Source organism: Candidatus Francisella endociliophora (genome assembly GCF_000764555.1).
In the GTDB taxonomy this organism is placed as follows: domain Bacteria; phylum Pseudomonadota; class Gammaproteobacteria; order Francisellales; family Francisellaceae; genus Francisella; species Francisella endociliophora.
In genome coordinates this window covers 1,905,377-1,922,568 of sequence record NZ_CP009574.1, presented here as the reverse complement: position 1 = coordinate 1,922,568, position 17,192 = coordinate 1,905,377, and the positions used below count along the sequence as shown (strand labels likewise).

Sequence of the window (17,192 nt, the reverse complement as noted above, 5' to 3'; positions counted from 1 at the left end):
TTATATGTTATTTGGTAAAAAAGATAAAAGTAAAATAACTATTACATCTTGGAACTACAAGGCCAAGTTAAAAAGTGGTAAAAAAACAAAAGGCGTTATTGATGCTGATACAAAAGAAAAAGCTGAAATTCAATTAAGACAAAAAGGCTACTCTGAAATTAAGGTTAAAAAACAGCCTAAAGATCTTATGCCTAAAAAAGTATCTTACCAAGATATAACTGAGATGACACGCCAGCTTGCTACTATGACAAAAGCGGGTATTCCTATAATTAAATCATTTGAAGTTTTTATTATGGGGGTTCGTAAACATAATCGTCTTAAAATACTAGCAATCGAATTAAAACAAGCAATTGAAGGAGGTGATTCTTTCTCAAAGGCTCTAAGTAAATTTCCTAAAGTATTTGATAAACTCTATGTTGGTCTTATAACTGCTGGTGAAGAATCTGGTAACTTAGACCTTATGCTTAATAAGATTGCTGAACAACGAGAAGCTTTACAAAGTATCAAAAAGAAAGTTAAAAAAGCTTTATCATACCCAATAATAGTTTGTATTATTGCTGCCGGTGTAACAGGTATTTTATTGACCTTTGCGGTACCTGCTTTCTCAGCAATGTTTATAAACTCTGGTAAACCACTACCTGCTATTACCCAACTTACGGTAAATGCTTCGAACTTTATGCAAGATGCTTGGTGGAAGATTATATTATTTATCTTTGTCTTTATTAGTGTTTTTAAGTCATTGAAATTTAGATACCCAAAAATCCAAGTAGCCCAAGACCACCTTATGCTAAAAATTCCTATTATTGGTGAAGTTATATTTAAATCTGCTCTTGCAAGATTCTCTAGTACTCTAGAAATTACAGTACAGTCAGGAATGAGCTTAACAAGAGCTTTAGATATGGTTGCTTTAGCCACAGGTAATGCAAAATACGATCAAGCAGCTGTTGATATTAAAAAAAGTATTAATGAAGGTGCCTCATTTAAAGAAGCTATTGTTGAAACAGGAAATTTCCCCTTCCTAGTTGAACAGATGGTTGCTGTAGGTGAGGAATCTGGCGCACTAGAGACTATGCTTGGTAATCTAAATAGAGTTTATCAAGAAGAAGTAGATACTCTAGTAGGAAGTTTAAGCTCAATGCTTGAGCCTATAATTATGATTGTATTAGGTGGTGTAGTAGGCTTCCTAGTAGTAAGTATGTATATGCCTATGTTCCAGATGGGTGATGCGATTTAAAACACCTAAGAGCTTTATTTATAACAACCTCAGAAATTTGTTTTTTAATTTTATATGTAATATCGTGATAAAGATAAAACTCATACATAAAAATAAATAGGTAAATTTTAGAGCCTTGGAAATTATAATACCTTTTCAGAAGCGACTATCCAAAAGTTCATTAATTTTACAAGAATAATAAGCAACACTATATTATTTTAAAATTTAGCATTACCTGGTGTACGAGGAAAAGGAATAAGTTCACGGATGTTTGGCACACCAGTAATATACCCAAGTAATCTTTCAAAACCTAAGCCAAAACCACTATGAGGAATAGTTCCATAGCGACGTAAATCACGATACCAGCTTAACCCACTACTATCTATATTCATTTCTGTCATACGCTTATCTAGAACTTCCAAACGCTCTTCACGCTGACTTCCACCAATAATCTCACCAATCCCTGGCACAAGCACATCCATTGCTGCAACAGTTTTACCATCATCATTAAGACGCATATAAAATGCTTTAATATCTTTTGGATAATTCATAATCACAACTGGTGCATTGAAATGCTTCTCACATAAAAATCTCTCATGCTCAGACTGCAAATCAATACCCCACTCTACTGGATATTCAAACTTTTGACCAGACTTTTGTAAAATCTCAATAGCATCTGTATATTCAACTCTTACAAAACCTTTATCAACCACACTCTGTAGTTTATCCAACAAACCTTTTTGTACAAACTGATTAAAGAAGCTTAAATCATCTTGACAGTTACTCATCACAGTTTGGATTACAGATTTAAGCATCTCTTCTGCCAAATTTGCATCATCATTTAAATCTGCAAATGCTATCTCAGGTTCAACCATCCAAAACTCAGCAAGATGCCTACTTGTATTTGAATTCTCTGCTCTAAATGTTGGACCAAAAGTATAAACTTTTGATAGTGAGCAACAATAACTCTCAACATTTAACTGCCCAGAGACTGTTAAAAATGTTTCACGCCCAAAGAAGTCTTCTCTAAAATCAACCTTACCTTTATCATCTAATGGAGGATTTAGACTATCAAGAGTTGAAACTCTGAAAAGTTCACCCGCTCCCTCGCAATCATTAGAAGTTAGAATAGGAGTATTAACCCACATAAAGCCTTTTTTACATAAGAAATTATGGATTGCATTTGCTAATTGGTTTCTAACTCTAGCTACTGACCCAATAATATTTGTTCTAGTACGAAGATGTGCCACTTCACGCAAATGCTCCATGGTGTGACGCTTTGGTGATACAGGGTAAGTCTCTGGAGAATCGATCCAACCATAAACTTCAATACTGTCAGCTTGAATCTCTACACTTTGACCTTTGCCTTGTGATGCTATTAATTTACCTGTAATAGCAACTGAACAGTCTTTTGTAAGCTTCAAGACTTCATCATTATAATTACTAATAGTATTTGGAACAATAGCTTGTATTGGATCAAAACATGAACCATCATGTATAGCTACAAAAGAAAAACCTGCTTTTGAATCTCTACGGCTACGAACCCAGCCTTTAACAGTTACAGTTTGATCAATCAAACTAGGTGAGTTAAATAACTCTTTAATAGAATAATATTGTGACATTCTCATTTAGAAAAATTATTTTATAAGTGGACAAATTATATAACAAGCTTATGCTTTTTTATATATTTGAAGATAAATTAAAAAAGAGAATTATATTTTACAAATTCTAATAAGATAAAAGGTTTTGATTAAGCTTGATCAGTTTCAGCAGCGGTAGTAGCACCATTATCTTCAATATTAGCTGTATCATTAGTTGTATTATCTTTACCACCAAAGAACCAAGTAATTCCAGCACCTATTAAGTTATTTCCACCTGCCGCATTAGCTTGTTGTCCTAAACCAGCAACAGGATTCGGAGCCATAGTTTGGATATATCTATAGTCAACACTAGCTTGAACATCTCTAGAAAGCTCAAACTTAAGACCTCCACCAACATCCCATGCACCAGTAGCTTTACCAGATAGGTTACCCCAACCAGCACCAGCTGCAGCATATGGCGTAAACATTGTGCTATTACTTAAATTAATAACACCTTCACCTATACCTGCAAAATGCTTACCTACGATTTGGTTATATTGAACTGCAAAGTATTTATTGATGTTATAACCAAGAATAAAGTTAGCAGCAGCTCCTGAACTTGAATTCACATTCTGTGCCATACCATTAGCGCCAACACCTAAATACCATTGTCCACTTCTATCTTGAGGCCCCCAAGTATTATCCTTGTTTGTTAATGCACTATATGTATTAGTCAAAGGACTAATTAATGAATCTGAAGCACCTGCTTGAGTTGCTGGTGTAGTTGCAACATCTGTAGATGCATCCATATCCATATTATCACCAGTAGCTGCAAATGATACTGTAGCCGTGCCAAGTAGCACAGAAGTAGCTAATACAATATTTCTTAGTTTCATCAAAAACTCCTTTTTAAAAACTTTTATATTTTAAATTAAAATATTACTTATAAAATAAAAATAAGTAAACGATATGATTATAAATATAGAACAAAAGAAATACAATATTTATTTAAAAAATATGGAAATAAATTAAAGATAACTATAATAAGAAATAATTATTTTTCTTCTTTTAAAGGAGCTGATACGCTAGCTTGTACACGTTGGTTACTAGCATCAGATTTATCAACACCGTCTAAAGTATCATTGTAACCGAAGCCTTTTGTAACGATTTTTTCACTATCAAGACCTAAGCCTTTCATATAGTCAGCAACAGCTTCTGCTCTCTTTTCAGAAAGTTTTTGATTATATACTTCAAATTCTTCACCTGTAGTTCCTTGAGAAGCGTAACCTTTAACAGTCACAGATGCAATATCACTATCTTTTATGAAGTTTACAAATGAAGAGATAGCTTCTTTACCTTTTGAATTTAGATCTGTGCTATCATAAGCAAATTTAGTATCTAAATATACAGTTACATCATCACCATCTACTGTATAACATGCAACACCATCTTTAGTTAAGTTAAAGTTCCCTTCACATTGTTGAATACCTTTTGGTAACACATATTTAGTTTCATCAACTGTAGGCATAGCTGTAGTTTCAGCAGCGGTAGTAGCACCATTATCTTCAATATTAGCTGTATCATTAGTTGTATTATCTTTACCACCAAAGAACCAAGTAATTCCAGCACCTATTAAGTTATTTCCACCTGCCGCATTAGCTTGTTGTCCTAAACCAGCAACAGGATTCGGAGCCATAGTTTGGATATATCTATAGTCAACACTAGCTTGAACATCTCTAGAAAGCTCAAACTTAAGACCTCCACCAACATCCCATGCACCAGTAGCTTTACCAGATAGGTTACCCCAACCAGCACCAGCTGCAGCATATGGCGTAAACATTGTGCTATTACTTAAATTAATAACACCTTCACCTATACCTGCAAAATGCTTACCTACGATTTGGTTATATTGAACTGCAAAGTATTTATTGATGTTATAACCAAGAATAAAGTTAGCAGCAGCTCCTGAACTTGAATTCACATTCTGTGCCATACCATTAGCGCCAACACCTAAATACCATTGTCCACTTCTATCTTGAGGCCCCCAAGTATTATCCTTGTTTGTTAATGCACTATATGTATTAGTCAAAGGACTAATTAATGAATCTGAAGCACCTGCTTGAGTTGCTGGTGTAGTTGCAACATCTGTAGATGCATCCATATCCATATTATCACCAGTAGCTGCAAATGATACTGTAGCCGTGCCAAGTAGCACAGAAGTAGCTAATACAATATTTCTTAGTTTCATCAAAAACTCCTTTTTAAAAACTTTTATTTTAGTAATAGTCAATTATTAAATTATAACGCAATCACAATACAGCATTAAGGATATTTTTTCAAGTTTTTTTAACTATCTAGCTCAAGAGACTAGTTTTCTATACTTACCCAAAAGCTGCTCTTTGGTTTCAGTATTATCTGGGTCTATTATGATACAACGAATTGGACAAACTTTTGTACATTGAGATTCCTCAAAATGCCCTACACATTCTGTACATTTATTAGGGTCAATTTCATAATACTCTTCACCCTGAAAAATAGCTTCATTTGGACACTCTGGTTCACAGATATCACAATTGATGCAGTCATCTGTTATTAATAACGCCATTTATCTAACCTCTATTATATTTAGCTTCTATTTCTCTAAATACACACTCTGGAACAAATTCATCTACTCGAGTATAATTATGTACTGCAACAGCTCGAACCAAAGTTGATGATATACAAGAGAATTTTTCACTAGGTGTTAAAAATATAGTCTGAATATCACTATTAAGTTTATTATTCATACTAGACATTTGAAATTCATAATCAAAATCAGATACTGCTCTAAGTCCTCTTACAATAGCACAAGCATTATGCTTAGCTGCCGTATCAACTAATAACCCTTCAAAACTAACTACTTTAACTTTTGGGCTATCTTTAAAAACTTGTTTTATCATCTGCTCTCTTTTACAAAGGTCAAAAAGAGTTTTCTTGCCATATGCCGTAGATACAGCCACGACAATCTCATCAAATATGTTTAACGCCCTATCTACTAAATCAATATGGCCATTTGTAATAGGATCAAATGTTCCTGGATAAATTGCTATTTTGCTCATAAAAGATGAATAAGATTTAAGTATGAAGAGTTATTATAAAATAATTTGAACAGCATTACCATCATGATCACGAGTAGAGAAATTATCATCTAAGAATGTATTATTCATTTTAATATATTGGGTATTTATCCCTTGTTTTTTAGCATTCTTATATAATAAATCTCGACAATGATTAAATGACACGAAGTGATGTATTAATAACATTAAGTTATTCATCTCACTACGCTTATCTTCAACCTTAAATAAACCGGACTCTTCACTACATGAACCAGTCATTACATAATAACCATTATAACTTTTTGTAGAACCAAAAATACGTAAATGATCATTTTGCATAAAAGGATAATTATCAGAATAAGTCTTATTTTGAAATTGGTTATATATGTCTTCACCTATATAGGCTTGATACCCTGATGAATGCAGTTTACTTACATTACCAAATCCAGTATCTTTATCTGTTAGGAAACTATCTACCTTTGTAAATGCATCTAATTCAGACGTCGCCTTAACGAAAAACTCTACATTGATTGGTTCTAAAGTATATCGACTATCCTTCTTACCATTTATTTTACGATCTCCTAGCCAATGAGCAACTTGACCATCTGAATCTATCATCCATTTTCCTAATGCAGGAAACCCACCATTGGTTTTTTTAATAACAACTGGAATATTTGGCATAGCATAATCTGATCTTACAAAAGTAACTCTGTTCGGATCTATGCTGTCATATGTAAATTGGTCTAACTTAATCTCCTGTTTTGAAAAAGATAGTAACGGTAATGCTAATAATGCGAATGCAAAAGTTTTTTTCATTGAAGTTTTGAACTTATATCTTTGTCTTTAGTTGAAGAGCATTATATCATTATAAAAAAAGCTAACAAAGTTATACTTTAGAATAATCCTAATTCAAGCTTTGCTTCTTCTGTCATAAGCTCTGAATTCCAAGGAGGATCAAAAACCATCACAACATCAACTTTGTCAACATTTGGAAGCATTGCAACCCTTCTTTCAACATCTGTCATAAGAACTGGTCCCATACCACAACCAGGAGCTGTAAGAGTCATATCAATGATTACATGAAAATTGCCATTATCTAGTTTTCTAGTTACAACATTATAAATTAATCCAAGATCTACAACATTCACAGGAATCTCAGGATCATAGACAGTTTTCATTTGATCCCAAACTGCATCCATATTTATAGGATCGCCTGGCTTTATATCATACCCTTCAACAGGATATTTAACCACCTGCTTACCTATAGCATCTGCATCTTTACCATCTAAATGAAGTAAATTACCATTAACATTTAGTGTAAAGCTGCCACCTTTATCTTGAGTCACCAATACTTCTTGGCCAGGCATAAGCTCAACCTCATTTCCAAAAGGTACTGCTATTGCTTTAACCTGTCTTCTAACAATTGTTACATCTGTTGCTTTCATCAATCCTAATTCCTAAACTGTAAAACTCTCACCACAACCACAACGAGCTGATTCATTTGGGTTTGTATACTCTAGCTTATATAAACCAAATTCATGCTTAACATAATCTATTTTCAAACCATTTAAAAAATCCATAGCTTTATTAGATACAAAAAATCTAAGATCATGCTGATCAATTTCTGTAGTATTATCAGGTTGTTTTAAAACAAAATCTATATCATATGCTAGCCCAGAGCATCCCATAACTTTTGTACCAACATAAATACCTACAGCTCCTTCATGCTTAGCTAAATGTTTTTGAAAATGCTTTGCTGCCGATTCTGTAACTTCTAAAATATTACTATTTGTCGGGTCAAAAACCTCTACCATAAACCTAACCTCTAAAATTTTAATTTGCTTATTTTAACTGTGATATTACTTTTTGCAATGCTTTGATAAACAAGTCTACTTCTTCAAAAGTATTATACATCCCAAAGGACATACGTGTAGTTGATGTAACTCCCATTCTATATAATAAAGGATGAGCGCAATGTTTACCTGTACGAACACAAATACCTTTAATTGCTAATAGCTCTCCAATATCTCCAGCATTACAACCATCTATCACAAAAGTGATTACTCCAGCCTTATGTTTAGCTTCACCAATAATATGTAGACCTTCTATTTTTTTCAGCTCTGCTGTCGCATATTCCAACAACTTTTGTTCATGCTTTGCAATATTTCCCATACCTATCGAATTTACATAGTCGATAGCTTGACCAAAACCTATTGTACCAACAATATCTGGGGTGCCAGCTTCAAATTTATATGGAGGTAGCGCAAACGTAGTTTTTGAAATAGTTACATCTTCAACCATATCACCACCAAAATTATATGGCGGCAATTTTTTTAATAAATCATACTTGCCATATAAAACACCAACACCTGTTGGACCATATAACTTATGACTAGAAAATACAAAAAAATCACAATCTAAATCTTGTACATCAACCTTTGAATGTATAACAGCCTGCGCCCCATCAACAACGCTAATAATATTTGGAACGATAGTCTTTACTTTTTTTATGATTTCCTTTACAGGGTTGATAGTTCCCAAAACATTTGAGCATAAAGTGATTGCTAAAACTTTCGTTTTTTCTGTTACTAATGATAACAAGCTATCTACATCTAATTCGCCATTATCTTTAACTTTTGCTACTTTGAATGTAAGCCCATTATCTTCACAAAGCATCTGCCATGGTACAAAGTTCGCATGATGTTCCATTTCTGTTATGATGATCTCATCACCAGCAGAAACCATAGAGTGTCCAATAGAACTTGCTAAAAGATTAACTGCTTCAGTAGTTCCTTTCGTGATAACTATCTCATTTGATGATTCTGCATTAATAAATTTTTGAACTTTTAGCCTAACATTCTCGTAGCTATCGCTAGCTTCTTGGCTTAGTGAATATACCCCTCGATGCACATTAGCATAATTAAAAGTGTAAGCCTTTGCTACAGCATCAATAACACATTGAGGCTTCTGTGCAGATGCTCCAGTATCAAAAAACACTATTGGCTTATTATTTATAGTTTGATTTAGAAAAGGGAAATCTTTTCTAATTTTATTTACATCATACATAATCAAAATAAACTTTGTAGAAACTTAAACAAGAATATTATACTAAAATAGTATAGTTTATACCAGCATAAATGAGCCTGACTAACTTTAACAAACAGGCACGTTTGTTGCAAGTCCACCGAGAGATGTCTCTTTATACTTACTGCACATATCAAGGCCGGTTTCATACATAACTTTAATCACATAATCTAAACCAACAAAACGTTTTTCTCCGTTATCTAGATGAGCAAGTTTAGCTGCATTTATAGCTTGAACTGCTCCCATAGCATTACGCTCGATACATGGTATCTGCACTAAACCACCAATAGGATCACACGTAAGACCAAGATTATGTTCCATACCAATCTCAGCTGCCGACTCTATAGAATCAATATCTCCACCAAGCAAAGCACAATAACCTGCCGCTGCCATTGAACAAGCTACACCGACCTCACCTTGACAACCAACTTCAGCAGCAGAGATAGATGCCCCTGACTTATATAAAATTCCAATAGCTGCACAAACTAATAAGTACTTATTTATAATCTGCTGCAATTCTTCTCTATTTACAACCTCATGTGTTTGTAGATAATACTTTAAAACAGCAGGAATTACCCCTGCAGCACCATTTGTAGGGGCTGTCACAACTCTTTCACCACATGCATTTTGCTCATTTACAGCAATTGCAAAAGCATTTAAGTAATTAAAGTCTGTATTTTCAATATTGGCTGCTTTAAGTTTTTTTATCATACTAGGAGCTCTTTTTCTAACCTTAAGACCTCCAGGTAGTTCAACCTCTGGACAAGTTAAACCTTTTTCAATGGATGTTTCCATAACATTCCAAATCTCAGATAATTTCTTAAGAGACTCTTGTTCACCATATGCAACCCTTTCATTTTCAAACATTATTTCATCAATTGTTTTTTGCTCCTGCTCACATAATTGTCTAAGCTGTGCCATCGTTGCAAACTTATATGGTTTATTACATGGTTTTTCAGTCGGAACTTCATCTTTTTTCACTTGCTTTTTATCAACAATAAATCCACCTCCAATAGAAAAATACTCTTTTTCACAAAGTAGAGTTTCTTCTTTAAATAAAGAAAAGCGCATCCCATTAGAATGCTCAGGTAAGAATTCATCATAGTGAAAAACAATATCTCTATTATAGTTAAAGTTGATATTAAACTTTTGATTTAGATCAAGTTCCTCATGTATCAAACAATGCCCATAAAGTTTTTTAGCTAATTCAATATCTACAGATTCTGGTAAGAAACCCATTATCCCGAGAACTGCCGCATAATCTGTTTTATGCCCCTTACCAGTTAAAGCTAAAGAGCCATATAAATCTATTTGCACCCGTGTAGTTTCTGCTAATTTATCTGAATATAAATTAATAAAATCACATCCAGCCCTCATAGGCCCAATAGTATGAGAAGATGATGGCCCGACACCAATAGAAAAAAGTTCAAAAGTACTTTCCATGAGAACTCCTATAAAGATAAATACTCAAATCATTCTATAATACTTTTCTCTATTAAACCAACTGATTTTTGATAACAAATGACGATAAAACAATGTTTATTATTTAAGTTGATTTTCTCTTGCCTTCCAATCAGGCATATACTCTGCAATATAACCGTAAAATTCTTTAGAATGATTTGGATGTGTTAGATGAGCTATCTCATGAAGTACTACATACTCAATAGCCTTAATATCTCTCAACACAAGGTTGTAGTTTAGATTGATTGTCTTTTTGACATGATTACAAGAACCCCAGCGAGTTTTTGTCTTTTTGATTGTTACTCTTTGGATATCTTGATTTGTGATTTTAAGATATTTTGCAACGAGATTATTAAGGATGATATCTGCCCTATCTTTATAGAACTCTTCAAGAAGCTGTAGCTTAAACACTCTGTTACAGATTACACTTGGATTTAATAAAAACTCTAGATAATCATCATGTTCAACTATCAGATTCTGTTTTGACTCAACAAGCTTGACCAAATACTCTCTACCCAAATAGTAAATATTATCACCATCCTCTAATTGATAGTTCTGATAATCATATTTACTATGATGAGATAATCTTTTTGCATGTTTATTAAGCCATGCTTTTTTTGACTCTAAAAGCTCATGTATCTCTTTTTTTGTTACTCCTTTTGGAGATGTCACAGTTATAACGCCTTCTTTATCTAGCGAGATTTTTAAGTTTTTTACATTTTTATAAAGAATCTTTATTTGATATTGCATATACTAATTTTGGGCTTTAATACTTTGCCAGCCCTTTGCAATATTTGCTGGATACTTAGACCAATAGTTAACAATCATATCTCTAACTGTTATATTGGTATCTTTATAATTGCTAACACCTCTAAAAGAAAAACCATCTCCTCCGGTATAGATAAAGTCCATAGTCGCAAGTTTGTAAATTTTATTTTTCTTTAAAGGTTTACCATTTATGACAACTTTTTGGATATTAGCAGATTTATCTAACTGGATATCAGCACCTGCTAATACCCCAGTAGTAACATCACCTTTCTGTATTATGCTATGTTTAATAACATCCAAAAGATCTTTACCTTTAATGTCAAAAGTTACAATCATATTATCAAAAGGCATAGACTCATATATCATTCCATAAGTTATATCACCCTTTGGTAACGATCGCCTAACACCATTACCATTTAATAGGCCAATATCACTATCTGTCTGATTTTTGACAATATCTGCAAAAGTATAGACTAATGGAGAATTGTAAAAATTATCCTGACCATGTTGAGGTAATGCAACTGGTGCTTTTGTAATAACTTTTTCTAATTCGTCTTTTACAGAATCTTTATATTTATCAATAATAGCTTGAACTTGTTTATTGGGCTGTAGATCTTTAGTAGCTTTTGCAAGATTTACAACTTCTGGTGTTACAACACATCTATTTGTAGTGTGGCAATCATAGTGTAACACACTAATATCTTTACCTTGGCTTTCGCCTTGCTCAACAACCACACCATTCTTTGTACCATTTACAAATTTATGACTATGCCCTGTTAATACTGCTGAAATATTTTTAACATTATTTACAACCGCATATATTTCGGACTCCCCATTTAGGTCTTTTCTTTTACTAAAGAAAATATTTGTATTATCTTGATCTGTAGGAATATGAGTCAATAAAACAATAGTATCAGGTTTTGGAATATCATGTTTTTTATAATCATTAATGTATTTAATCCACTTATTTGCAGCAATAACTGGATTAGTAAAACTAAGATTTGAAATATTTTTTTCAGCTGTAGTTTCTGGTGTTTCAAGAGTTGATAAACCGATAAAGTATATAGTTTTCCCACTTGGTAATGTCTGATATCCAAAAGGTTTTATATAATCTAAAGAGTATTTTTCTGTGAAGAACCTCACTATATAACCAGATAAAGCATCATTTACATAACGAATATTTGCTGCTAAAAATCTAACATCACTCGTTTTATACCAATGCTTAAACCACTTTTGCCCATAATCAAAATCATGATTACCAACAGCAGAATACTTAAGTCCTATATAATCAAAAAACTCATTAACAACATCCCCATGAGATATATTAGAAATTGCTGTACCTTGATAATTATCTCCAGCTGCAACTACAACTAGATTTGGGTGAGTTTTACGATACTTCTCAATAAAGCTAGCTATCTTAGGTGCTCCCACCATATTTTTATTAGGCTCGACTTGGCCATGAAAATCATTTAAAGATAAAACTGTAATATCATCTTGTGCATAACAGAATGACAAGCTAATACTTATCAGGATAATGCTAATAATTTTTTTCATCAATTTGGTCCTAATTAATTAAAATGATAACTTTTATAAGATCCTAAAATTTTAAGAAAAGTACTCTTCTTTAATACCTCTAAAAGAGCTTGTTGCACAGATGTATCATCTTCTGACCCTTCAAAATCTATAAAAAACAAATAGTTCCATGCCCTATTTCTAGATGGTCTAGATTCTATCTTTGTTAGATTAATATTATGCTTACCAAAAACATTCAAAGTATTAACAAGAGCATTCGATTTATCTTCTACAGAAAAGATAATAGTAGTTTTATACTTTTCATCTATTGAAGAAGCCTCTATATCCTCACGCCCCATCAATAAAAAACGAGTATAATTAAAATGTTCATCTTCAAATTCACTTTGAAAAATCTTTAACCCATATGTTTCAGCAGCAAGCTCTCCTGCTATAGCTAAATGATTTTTTTTGTTTTTCTCAAAAATATACTTAGCAGCACCAGCTGTATCTGCAAATGCTTCTGGAGTAAGCTTTAACTTTTTAAGACTTTTTGCACACTGAGATAATGCTTGCGGATGAGATATTACACTCTCCACCTCTGAAAACTCAACATCACTTAATCCCATCAAACAATGTTTAATTTTAAGAACTATCTCTGCTTTGACTTTTAAATTACTTTTGATTAATTCATCATAAGCAGGTACAACGGATCCAGCTAATGAATTCTCAACTGGAATTATTACAAAATCAGATTTACCTGCAATTGTATGTTCAATAGCATCGAAGAAAGACAAGCAAGGTATAGTTTCAAACTCTTCAATACTTTGCTGCTTTAAAAAATTAGTTATCGCTTGCTCAGAATAAGCGCCATGTTCTCCTTGAAAAGAAACTTTAATCATAAAGAAATAGTATAAATTAGATTCTTAATAATGAATGATACAGTTTTTTAGATTTTAATAAAATAGTAACAATTAAATATAGTTTAACTATTTGCTTGAATATGCAGAGCTTTATTTATTCCTTGCTGCATCTGTTTTGCTGATAAACAATAGTGTTTAGCCAAAATAATCGTTATATAACTAATAACTAATAATACAATAGCTGCCTTATAAATATCTAAAGCACCAGTCCCACCAAATGTACTAAAATATGAAACAATAGAAACAGCTACAATATAAAACCAAAACCAAATTGACTCTTTAAAGTTCCAGGAAATTCTCTCTGATTTCTCAGCACCAAATTTTCTATATGCTCCAAGCATAAAAATCGCTATACAGATAGCAAACCCTGATTTTGATACTATGCTCCAGCCACTCCATAAAAAAACCATACTTGAAGCGAATACTCCTAGCACAGAAACAAGATAAACACATCTTAGTTTAAAAGGTCTATCAATATCTGGTAGCTTATGCCTCATCGCTATTGTAGAAGTTGCACCTGTAAGATATGTTAATGATATTAAAGATGTCAAAAATGCAGTCATTGCTTTCCAGCCAGGAAACGGTGCAAACATTATCATAGCAATCAAGAAATTTAATCCCACTGCATAGATTGGCTTGTTTACAAGTGGATTAACTTTATTAAGCATCTTTGGCATATAACCATTAGACACCATAGCATTTAAAGAATTCAAAGCCACACAGAAATATAAAAGTCCAGCCACAAGAGGAAATAAGATAGCACCAAAATACAATAGATACATCATCCAAACTTGGCCAAAATGTTGGGCCATTAAAGCAAAAGCACCAAAATTAGAACTATTCCCCTTGGTTATAGTATTTAAATCCCAAACATTATTATGTACATACTTAGAGACAACCATTATATACGCAACTTGAAGAATCAAGAATATACCTAAACATATAAGTATCGTACTAATTGTTGCTATCGGTATTGCTCTTGCTGGATTTTTAGTATTACCGGCTAACTCAACAATTGTTTTAAATCCTACAAATGCATACCCAATACCTCCAAGAGATATTGCAGCAAACATTCCATTAACACCAAAAGGCATATAGCTCATGTTTGTTTCAAAAGCCTTAGACTTTAGTTCCGGAAGTGTATAACAAAAAACTATAAGAGTAATAGCTATAGTTCCAGGAACTAAAATCTTAAATAAGGTAATAATATTATTAGCTCTAACAAGCCACCTTAAGGAATAAAAATTAAAAATACAAAAAGTCAATAATAAAACTATTGCAACAGGTGTTCCATCTACAGAAAGAGCTCCGGTAGCGGGTTCTATTAAATTAGGGTAAAAAACAGCTACATATTGCAATACAGCTTGGACCTCAATAGGAGCTAAAACTAAATATGATATCCATGTAATCCAAGCAAATATATAACTTAACAAAGTTCCGTGAGTAATGTGAGGTACTCTAGATGATGAGCCTTGAACTGGAACAATCGTTGAACTTTCAGCAAATGTTAATGCTATAAAGATCATCATAAGCGCCCCTATTATCCAAGATAATATAGAAGCAGGCCCTGCATATTCAGAAGTATATTGAGCAGAAAACATCCAGCCAGAACCCATTATAGTCCCTATACCTATTGCTATGAGACTAGGAATTGTTAGCTTACTTTTTATCATAAAAAAATATTTTTTGCGTACTGAGATATTGAGTTTATGTTCTAAGCTCCTAAAAGTAAAGCTTATTTCACAATCACATCTCTTCTAACAACTCTTTGATTTAAAGTAGTTATAATATCGTATTCAATAGTTTTTAATTTCTTTGCAAGGCTTTTCGCACTGTTTTGCATTGATGGATTATCGGATATAAGTTCAACTTCACAACCGACTTTTACTTTGTCAGTATTACTACCTAAGGATATTGCTAAGGCATCCATATTTATTTTTCCTACAATAGGATATTTTCTATCTTTAATATAGACAACGCCAATATTGCCCAACTCTCTAGGAAGACCATCTCCATAACCAATTGGTAATATCGCAATAGTTTCACTAGATTGACCAGTATAACTAACTGAATACCCTACTTCCAGCATGTCTTCTAAGTCTATAATTTTTATAACTTTAGTTGTCAGCTTTGCAATTGGTCTTATCTCCTGCAATACGTTGTCTACCTTGAACTTAGGCAAAAAACCATAACTTAATATACCTGCTCTAACCATATCAAAGCTAATATTAGCTTGACCTATACACCCATAAGAGTTTGCTAAATGACAAATTATTTGATTATCTACAGATTTTGTAAAATCATAAACTTTTTTAAATCGATCTATCTGCAACTTGTTAAATGGATGATTATTTTCATCAGCACAAGCTAGATGACTAAAGACCCCTTCCAAATTTAACCATTCTGATCTTCTAGCTTTTTGGATAATATCTTCAGCATGCTTACAATCAATTCCTAACATATTCATACCAGTATTGATAAATATATGCACATTAGCTATCTTTGAACATTTTTTTGCAGCAAACTCTATTTTGTCAATATCCTTAAAACGATGAATACTTATTCTTATACCTTTTAAAATTAATTCTTCAAGATACTCATCTTCAACGACTCCAAATATTAAAATTGGAACCATAGAGCTAACCTCATATACTTCCAAAGCTTCGCGAGCACATGCTATAGCATAAAAATCCACAATATCACTCGTATTTCTAACTATATTTTGTAATCCATGGCCATAGGCATTTGCTTTAACAGGAAGGCAAAATTTAGTTTGTGTATATTCCTTAATTATAGAAATATTATTCCTTAAAGTTGATATATTTAACTCAAGAAAATTTACATCCATAACAACTACCTAATATCAAATTTCTGTTGCATATTTTCCATAAAAGCAGCTAGGTTTAGATTACTAACAAAATTCTGTATTTTTTTACCACAACTACCATCACTTAAATTTTTTATAAAACTAAATGCAACTATATCAACAAGAGAAGTTTTATCATTAAAGAAATATAATCTTGAATCTAAAAAGTCAGCTATTGCTTGTAAATCTTTTTCAGCTTTTGAATAAATTTCACTACTTGTTAATTTAGTAATCCCATTTGCTTTTAGCTGACGTAATACATTTTTCCTAGCAACTGGGTATACAATAGTAGCCATTGCCTTAGGCAAACCTGTAGACTCAATAAAATCTTTTTTCCATGAGTCATTATTTTTATCTGCCCAACGACTATAAACTCCAATTGGATATAGACTATCTTCACATAATCGTATAAATGCTATTGATATTGCTTTTTGCTCTAAAGTTAAATGCTCATCAATACTATTCTCATTTTGCTGCTCAAGCATTTGTATTATTAAATTACTATCAGCAAATTTTTTACCCGCCATTTCTATATATGGCATCTTGCCAGTTGGGGATTTGTTAAACTCCAAGTTAAAATGATTTTGATAATTTAAGTCCATAGCTTTTAGATACAACTCTAGTTTCATGCAAAAAGGACTGCAACTATATTCTTTGTCTTTTAGCTTAGGTAACTGATGTAAATGAATCATA

The 17,192-nt window shown here is 32.6% G+C and carries 16 protein-coding genes and 1 pseudogene; 1 reads left to right on the top strand and 16 read right to left on the bottom strand.

The annotated features are described in order from the left end of the window. Positions 1-4 precede the first annotated feature (4 nt). Complete coding sequence (locus tag QI37_RS09385) at positions 5-1,234, top strand: type II secretion system F family protein (RefSeq protein WP_040010536.1); 1,230 nt, start codon at positions 5-7, stop codon at positions 1,232-1,234. Between the two features lie 197 nt (positions 1,235-1,431). Here the strand turns inward: QI37_RS09385 and asnS are convergent, their stop codons facing one another. The 16 genes and pseudogenes from asnS to QI37_RS09305 all read right to left on the bottom strand — a co-directional run bounded on the left by asnS (position 1,432) and on the right by QI37_RS09305 (position 17,191). Next, the gene (gene asnS / locus QI37_RS09380) at positions 1,432-2,835 is read right to left on the bottom strand and encodes an asparagine--tRNA ligase (protein ID WP_052399184.1); all 1,404 of its coding nucleotides are present in this window, start codon (positions 2,833-2,835) and stop codon (positions 1,432-1,434) included. A gap of 140 nt (positions 2,836-2,975) precedes the next feature. After that, a pseudogene (locus QI37_RS09375) lies at positions 2,976-3,689 on the bottom strand (porin family protein); the annotation flags it as partial. A gap of 158 nt (positions 3,690-3,847) precedes the next feature. Next, complete coding sequence (locus tag QI37_RS09370) at positions 3,848-5,041, bottom strand: OmpA family protein (protein WP_040010534.1); 1,194 nt, start codon at positions 5,039-5,041, stop codon at positions 3,848-3,850. Positions 5,042-5,152: 111 nt separating this feature from the next. After that, positions 5,153-5,398 (bottom strand): YfhL family 4Fe-4S dicluster ferredoxin, encoded by a 246-nt coding sequence (locus tag QI37_RS09365; protein WP_040010533.1) that lies wholly within the window; start codon positions 5,396-5,398, stop codon positions 5,153-5,155. A 4-nt stretch (positions 5,399-5,402) separates the two neighbouring features. Further along, positions 5,403-5,891, bottom strand: coding sequence for a pantetheine-phosphate adenylyltransferase (gene coaD, locus QI37_RS09360; RefSeq protein WP_040010532.1), 489 nt, complete (start codon positions 5,889-5,891; stop codon positions 5,403-5,405). Between the two features lie 33 nt (positions 5,892-5,924). Further along, complete coding sequence (locus QI37_RS09355; RefSeq protein ID WP_040010531.1) at positions 5,925-6,704, bottom strand: hypothetical protein; 780 nt, start codon at positions 6,702-6,704, stop codon at positions 5,925-5,927. Between the two features lie 77 nt (positions 6,705-6,781). After that, the gene (sufT, locus tag QI37_RS09350) at positions 6,782-7,333 is read right to left on the bottom strand and encodes a putative Fe-S cluster assembly protein SufT (protein ID WP_040010530.1); all 552 of its coding nucleotides are present in this window, start codon (positions 7,331-7,333) and stop codon (positions 6,782-6,784) included. A 12-nt stretch (positions 7,334-7,345) separates the two neighbouring features. Further along, positions 7,346-7,702: a HesB/IscA family protein gene (locus QI37_RS09345; protein WP_040010529.1), complete on the bottom strand. Its 357-nt coding sequence runs from the start codon at positions 7,700-7,702 to the stop codon at positions 7,346-7,348. 28 nt (positions 7,703-7,730) lie between these two features. Further along, the gene (locus tag QI37_RS09340) at positions 7,731-8,954 is read right to left on the bottom strand and encodes an aminotransferase class V-fold PLP-dependent enzyme (protein WP_040010528.1); all 1,224 of its coding nucleotides are present in this window, start codon (positions 8,952-8,954) and stop codon (positions 7,731-7,733) included. 87 nt (positions 8,955-9,041) lie between these two features. After that, positions 9,042-10,415 (bottom strand): L-serine ammonia-lyase, encoded by a 1,374-nt coding sequence (locus QI37_RS09335; RefSeq protein WP_040010527.1) that lies wholly within the window; start codon positions 10,413-10,415, stop codon positions 9,042-9,044. A 99-nt stretch (positions 10,416-10,514) separates the two neighbouring features. Beyond that, a complete protein-coding gene (locus QI37_RS09330; RefSeq protein WP_040010526.1) occupies positions 10,515-11,183 on the bottom strand; it encodes a M48 family metallopeptidase in 669 nt (222 codons plus the stop codon). 3 nt (positions 11,184-11,186) lie between these two features. After that, positions 11,187-12,755: a bifunctional metallophosphatase/5'-nucleotidase gene (locus QI37_RS09325; RefSeq protein WP_040010525.1), complete on the bottom strand. Its 1,569-nt coding sequence runs from the start codon at positions 12,753-12,755 to the stop codon at positions 11,187-11,189. Positions 12,756-12,769: 14 nt separating this feature from the next. Next, positions 12,770-13,612, bottom strand: coding sequence for a prephenate dehydratase (pheA, locus tag QI37_RS09320; protein WP_040010524.1), 843 nt, complete (start codon positions 13,610-13,612; stop codon positions 12,770-12,772). An 83-nt stretch (positions 13,613-13,695) separates the two neighbouring features. Then, positions 13,696-15,306: an APC family permease gene (locus QI37_RS09315; protein ID WP_040010523.1), complete on the bottom strand. Its 1,611-nt coding sequence runs from the start codon at positions 15,304-15,306 to the stop codon at positions 13,696-13,698. Between the two features lie 62 nt (positions 15,307-15,368). Continuing rightward, positions 15,369-16,481 carry an alanine racemase gene (alr, locus tag QI37_RS09310; RefSeq protein ID WP_040010522.1) on the bottom strand — a complete coding sequence of 371 codons (1,113 nt, stop codon included), beginning with the start codon at positions 16,479-16,481 and terminating at the stop codon, positions 15,369-15,371. A 5-nt stretch (positions 16,482-16,486) separates the two neighbouring features. Then, positions 16,487-17,191, bottom strand: a complete 705-nt coding sequence (locus tag QI37_RS09305) for a glutathione S-transferase family protein (RefSeq protein ID WP_144242730.1) — start codon at positions 17,189-17,191, stop codon at positions 16,487-16,489. Between the last annotated feature and the right edge of the window lies 1 nt (position 17,192).

Coding starts and splice junctions, on each gene's coding strand:
- QI37_RS09355 (WP_040010531.1), bottom strand. CDS start 6,704: ATGAAAAAAACTTTTGCATTCGCATTATTAGCATTACCGTTACTATCT.
- asnS (WP_052399184.1), bottom strand. CDS start 2,835: ATGTCACAATATTATTCTATTAAAGAGTTATTTAACTCACCTAGTTTG.
- QI37_RS09325 (WP_040010525.1), bottom strand. CDS start 12,755: ATGAAAAAAATTATTAGCATTATCCTGATAAGTATTAGCTTGTCATTC.
- QI37_RS09385 (WP_040010536.1), top strand. CDS start 5: ATGTTATTTGGTAAAAAAGATAAAAGTAAAATAACTATTACATCTTGG.
- QI37_RS09365 (WP_040010533.1), bottom strand. CDS start 5,398: ATGGCGTTATTAATAACAGATGACTGCATCAATTGTGATATCTGTGAA.
- QI37_RS09330 (WP_040010526.1), bottom strand. CDS start 11,183: ATGCAATATCAAATAAAGATTCTTTATAAAAATGTAAAAAACTTAAAA.
- sufT (WP_040010530.1), bottom strand. CDS start 7,333: ATGAAAGCAACAGATGTAACAATTGTTAGAAGACAGGTTAAAGCAATA.
- QI37_RS09345 (WP_040010529.1), bottom strand. CDS start 7,702: ATGGTAGAGGTTTTTGACCCGACAAATAGTAATATTTTAGAAGTTACA.
- QI37_RS09370 (WP_040010534.1), bottom strand. CDS start 5,041: ATGAAACTAAGAAATATTGTATTAGCTACTTCTGTGCTACTTGGCACG.
- coaD (WP_040010532.1), bottom strand. CDS start 5,891: ATGAGCAAAATAGCAATTTATCCAGGAACATTTGATCCTATTACAAAT.
- QI37_RS09315 (WP_040010523.1), bottom strand. CDS start 15,306: ATGATAAAAAGTAAGCTAACAATTCCTAGTCTCATAGCAATAGGTATA.
- QI37_RS09335 (WP_040010527.1), bottom strand. CDS start 10,415: ATGGAAAGTACTTTTGAACTTTTTTCTATTGGTGTCGGGCCATCATCT.
- QI37_RS09305 (WP_144242730.1), bottom strand. CDS start 17,191: ATGATTCATTTACATCAGTTACCTAAGCTAAAAGACAAAGAATATAGT.
- pheA (WP_040010524.1), bottom strand. CDS start 13,612: ATGATTAAAGTTTCTTTTCAAGGAGAACATGGCGCTTATTCTGAGCAA.
- alr (WP_040010522.1), bottom strand. CDS start 16,481: ATGGATGTAAATTTTCTTGAGTTAAATATATCAACTTTAAGGAATAAT.
- QI37_RS09340 (WP_040010528.1), bottom strand. CDS start 8,954: ATGTATGATGTAAATAAAATTAGAAAAGATTTCCCTTTTCTAAATCAA.